Raw genomic sequence first — 5,525 nt, forward strand, 5'->3', positions numbered from 1 at the left:
TCTTTCCTCTTCCACCTGTCCGAATCTGTTCGAGGATAGATTCAGCAGTCTTCTGGCCGATGATTCTGGCGATCTTTTCGACACCTGCTTCTGCCAGGGCCAGAGGATTCTCATATCCGCTGTTGAAGAGGGAACGTGCACGAACACGACCTATCCCTCTGAGTCTGATGAGTGGAAGGAGCTCTTCCTTCACCCCATGTTTCAAACGGATCTCTAGTTCACTCATCTCTGTATGCAGAGACGGTATCTCACGCCTGCATATCTCACGTGTTGCATGAATGAGCCAGCCGATCCCCTCAATGAGTCCATGAATATCTCCGGGTCCAATCGAAAACCGCTCTGCAATCATCTCGATCGGAACTTCGTTGATCCAGTTCTCAAGGACGAGCGCGGTCTTGATGGCTGTGATGATCTCTTCATATCCAAGCCATGGAAATACTGCCTCTTGCTGCCCGATTAAAAACTCTTCTTCCCGCTCTTCCATCACGGTTTCAATCAGCTCGCCATCAGCTGATTTAAGATAGAGACGGAACATATCAGGGGTTGCAGAGAGGAGATGGAGGATTCCAAAGGGTGTTACAGCATCTCTTTCTCTGAGTGCGTCTGCGATCATGACAGCTGACCTTGGGTCAAGATAGAGCTTTGAGGTGAGCTCACCAAACCCGGTCGCCTCCAGTCTTCCCCCGAGATCGATTGCCATCCCCATCTCATCGAGGTCTCTGATCACTGTGGTGCAGATGCGGTTTAAGAAGCTGAGGTTTGCGTGTTTAACCGCATAAAAGCTTCCCTGAAAGAATCGGGAGATGGCATCATGATCTGTTGCCTCTCTGCTTGCGATCAGTGCGAGTATCCGCGAGAGTAAGACGGATCGTTTTGCACACCGGGAGTCGATCTCCTCTGCCTTAGCCAGAATAAAAGAGTCAAAAAGCTCCTGAACTTCATCCCCGTTCTTTCCGATCAGGACCGCCTCTCCATAGGGGTCTAGACCGGGCCGTCCTGCCCGTCCTGCCATCTGCCGGTATTCACGAACAGGAATTTGGACCTGCCCCTCACCAGGGATGAACCTGTGGAGACTATTAATGATAACGCGACGAGCCGGGAGGTTCAGCCCTGCTGCCAGGGTCGGAGTTGAAGCGATCACCCGGATAGCACCCTTTCGGAATCCCCCTTCGACCAGTCTTCTGACGTCCCGTGATAAACCTGCATGATGGAAGGCCGATCCGCTTCTGATGCAGGCAGCAAGGGTCTTTGCGACCTCACTCTCGTCACTCTCAAGGATCTGTCGTGCAATCTCATCGAGCTTTGGTTCATCCAGCCTGAGGGCTGATCCGATCCGTTTTGCGGCTCCCTCGGCATTTCTTCGTGAGGAGACGAAGACGAGTGCCTGGCCACCTTCTGTAACGGTATCGAGGCAGAGGTTTGTATCCACATCCTTCTTTATGGATTGAACCGGCCTCTCCCCACTGGTGAACCGGATTGATCCCTGGAAGTAGACCCCCTCCCTGAGATCGACCGGCCGCCAGTCGGACTCAACGAGTCCGGCAGAGAGCCATCCGGCCAGCTCTTTTGGGTTACCGATCGTTGCGGAGAGTCCGATCACCTGGAGATCCGGGTTTCTGTTCCGCATCGTTGTGATCACCATCTCGAGGGTGGCGCCACGCCCCTCATCACCGATTAAATGGATCTCGTCGATGACAAGGAGTGATATGGCATTGATCCAGCCTGTACGGTTTCTGAGGAGTGAATCGACCTTCTCAGAGGTTGCCACGATGATATCGGATCTCCCAAGCTGCTCATCCTTCCTGTCGAAATCCCCGGTTGAGATTCCGACCCTCACCCCTTTTCCTGAGAAGTCATCGTACTTCTCACTTGCGAGGGCCTTGAGAGGAACGACATAGAGGCATTTACCTCCGGCTGCTATCTGGTGATGCATCGCCATCTCTGCAATAAGGGTCTTCCCACTTGCAGTCGGGATGCTGATGACGAGGTTCTTCCTTTCAAAAAGCCCTGCTTCGATACAGGCTATCTGTGGGGGGTAGAGGGTCCTGATACCATGATCGTAGTACTGCTCTACTAATTCCGATGGGATCGGGAGGGTCTCAAAAGAGCTCATACTAACCCCTTTATTTCCACTGGAGCCTTCATTCACCACAAAGATCACATCGGTGTAGTACTATTATCGGATATTTATTGTTTTCAGGATATAGACACTCTTTTTTCTATTTCAAGCAATAATATCCCTTTATTTTTCATATGGCTACTGCGTTATGGTATCTCCGGATTGGTTCTGATGACTACTATCATGGAACTATTCGTATCCGAATAGTTCCTTCGGAAATGAACCCCCCGGATAGAGATTAATAGTAGTAGCTGAGGAGGTCCTGTTTTGCCTCTTTCTTTCTCTTGTCAAGGAAGGCAAAGACGCTTGCATGATCTGCTCCTTCAACCAGCATCTCAACTGCCTTGCGTGCCGTATGTGCCGGTTCAGGCATTCCGATGATCCCGACGGTCTTTCCATAGATAGAGATGTATGTCTGGGTCATATTCTCGATCTGACCGCGTGCTTTTCCATCTCTTCCGATGATCCGCCCGCGAATTCTGTTCATCTTCTCCGGGGTGTCGGCGACATTTGAGAGGTCGAGGAGATCAAAGATGACATCGTCATCCTCAAAGATTTTGGATGCACGTTCCGGTGAGAATCCCCTGCCGATTGCACGGATCATCTCGGTTGCCCTGAGTACACCGACTGCGTCCTCTCCTTCGATTGAGACCATTCCTTCATGACTGTCAATGGTGATCGTGACACCGGCCTTCTCTTCGATGGCCTTGCGGGTAGATCCGCCTTTTCCTATGATGACCCCGATCCGATCGGAGGCCACTTTAAGTTCCTGAATTGTCATAACTGATTCTCCTCTGTAATTACGGGGTGAAGAAATCTTCACCAACGATCCCTCTGAGGATCTCATGTTCATCGAGTGTCTTGCACCGGCTCCCAAAATACCTGTTGATATTCTGGATATCCCGGAAGAGGAAACGGTGAGCGGATGGGTGGTCAGGTGTCACTGCCTGTCCCACATCAATCAGCCAGAGCCGCCCCCCGCCGCTTAGGATGTTGTATTCCGAGAGGTCTCCGTGGACGAGCTTCGCCTTCTGGTAGAGTCTCGTGATGAGATCGAGGACCTCTGCATATGCGTTCTCCGGATCATCCGGTGGATCCAGTCTGAGCTGGGGATAGGGTACCCCGTCTTCTCCAAGGAATCCCATGATCAGAATATTTCTGTCAAAGGCGATCGGCTCAGGCACCGGGAGGCCTGCTTCGAGTGCACGGGAGAGGTTTGAGTACTCCTTCTTTGTCCAGGCGAAGATGATATCCTTCTTCGTCTTTCTGATATTGGAGAACCTTGGATCTCCAAGGATATAGTCGCTCATTGCGTTGAAGTTACCTGTCCGGATACGGTAAACCTTAATGACACAGTCTTCTCCCTCTCCCTGCTCTGCAAAGAAGACATTTGCCTCTTTCCCGGTTGATATGGAGCCGCCGACAGCGCTGATAACCTTCTTTTTTGCGAGTTTGTAAAGAGCATAGAGGGTGACATCATCAAAGACTTCATCACGGACCTTCCGATCGTCAGAGTCACGTATCCGTATCCCCATCCGGGACAGCTCACGATCGAGAGCCTCTACCCGATCATCTGTCTTCTTCGTCTCCTCTCCTCTCTCTTTCATCGCTCTCTATCCTCTCTTTGTGCTCATAATAAACTCGTATGCCGGTGCGAGTACCTCAACAAGTCCATCAGCGCAGGCATTCTTGGCATCCATTGCATGAATCTCTCCTGCTGCATATGCCGCTTCAAATTCCTGCATTGAGGTAAATTCCCGATCTCCGCCGTATTTTTCAGGTCTTTTAATCTGAATGCTACCGAGGCGCGGGAAGATATGGTGGGAGAAGATCTCCATGATGGGATTTCCCCCGGTCTCGGGCGGGCAGAAGGCCTTCCTGATCTTCTTTCTGATCTCCTCCTCAGAATCTGCTACCGATACGACATTCCCCGCTGAAGAGGACATCTTCTTTCCGTCAAGACCGTTGATGATCGGGGTATGGACACAGACAGGAGGTCTCTTATTGATCGCTCCGAGGTATTCGCGGGCGAGCATATGGATCTTCCGCTGATCGATTCCACCCACCGCCGCATCGACTTTGAGTGCTGCAATGTCAACCATCTGCATGATCGGATAGACCATCTGGGAGACTGTCGGGTTCTCCATTGCCCGTCCGACTTCGTCCATACTCCGCTTTGCACGGTTCAGTGTCACCTGCTGGGAGAGTTCAAGCACCTGAAGCTGATACTCCGGGTCCAGCTGGAGGTCTGTTCCGATCACAAACTCGGCGCCTTTGAGCCCGACTGCTTCGATACAGGCCCTGTTATACTCAGCAAGTTCCCGCACCTCTTCAAGGGTCCCTTTTCTGTTCAGGAATGCATGGAGGTCTGCAAGAAGAACGACGACGGAGAACCCCGCCTCCTTCATATCGATCAGTTTGTTGATGGTGACGAGATGGCCGAGATGGATCTCACCTGACGGTTCGTATCCGGCATAGACCCGTTTTACCGTTTGGTCAAGGGTATTTCTCAGTTCCTCTTCCGTGACGATTTCAACGGTGTTTCGTGCCACGAGATCATAAGGATCCATATTCTACTATTGTTGTTCTGAGGTGTTTAACTTGCGGGGTACGGGGAAGCGGGGATCGTCTCTCCTCTGGTTCAGATGTAATCTTCCGGATATGCGCGTATCTGGTTAGTTCACGGTCCATGAGGTTGAGGTTTTCCGTTGGATAGTATCCGGGAGGGGGATTGGGGTGAGTTCTCCTTTGCGCGTTCATCCTGTACCCCGCTTTGAATGGGGCATTTTGGTGGGATTTGATCTCTTCTTCGGTGTGGCACCTGTAAAATCCGGGTTTTCCCCCCTATAAAAAGCAAGGATATATATGCGAGATGAACCCACTTAATTAGGTCGCAGGAGATGAGACAGCACAAAACGAGCGTTAAATCTCTCGTTGTTTCTGTTATCCTGCCATAATTCCGGATTATCCGGGAAAGTGGCATCATTCCTCCTCAGGGTGTGAAACAGGTTTTTCCTGTTCATATCTCACAGTCCCCGGCGTCATCGGTGCCGGGGATCCGATGATTGGTTGCAGGGTTTTGCCGGCATGATGAGAACCTATATAACTCATCAACGCCAATATAATGATCCTGCAACGCAGACCGGATTCCGGGTTCTCCCGGCTCCGGAATGTTAGATCGCAGTGGTTAAATAGAGTCACTGCGTATAGGTTAATTCCAAGATTCTTTCAGTGGAGGACCGACACAGCCGGCATGACCGGTGTTGGTTCTGACGTTGGTATTGGCAATGCGGACATTCATTGAGTGACCGCTAATTCCGAAAGTTCAGCCTGGATGTGAAATCCAGGACAAAAGAAAGCAAGTGTGCTTATTATAACATTCTGGTTGATCCTGCCAGAGGCTATT

General features: G+C 51.1%; 4 protein-coding genes. All 4 read right to left on the reverse strand.

Translation table 11 applies throughout. The features are described from left to right. Nucleotides 1-2,113 (reverse strand): ATP-dependent DNA helicase (locus Q7V06_RS04065; RefSeq protein WP_304838477.1); only part of this gene is annotated, 2,113 nt, incomplete at its 3' end. A 244-nt stretch (nucleotides 2,114-2,357) separates the two neighbouring features. Then, on the reverse strand, nucleotides 2,358-2,900 hold the full coding sequence (locus tag Q7V06_RS04070; RefSeq protein ID WP_304838480.1) for a KH domain-containing protein: 543 nt from the start codon (nucleotides 2,898-2,900) through the stop codon (nucleotides 2,358-2,360). Nucleotides 2,901-2,919: 19 nt separating this feature from the next. Continuing rightward, nucleotides 2,920-3,726 (reverse strand): serine protein kinase RIO, encoded by an 807-nt coding sequence (locus Q7V06_RS04075; protein ID WP_304838483.1) that lies wholly within the window; start codon nucleotides 3,724-3,726, stop codon nucleotides 2,920-2,922. 6 nt (nucleotides 3,727-3,732) lie between these two features. After that, nucleotides 3,733-4,689, reverse strand: coding sequence for a tyrosine--tRNA ligase (locus Q7V06_RS04080; protein WP_304838485.1), 957 nt, complete (start codon nucleotides 4,687-4,689; stop codon nucleotides 3,733-3,735). Nucleotides 4,690-5,525: the final 836 nt, after the last annotated feature.

The organism is Methanocalculus sp. (assembly GCF_030651615.1).
Classification (GTDB): domain Archaea; phylum Halobacteriota; class Methanomicrobia; order Methanomicrobiales; family Methanocorpusculaceae; genus Methanocalculus.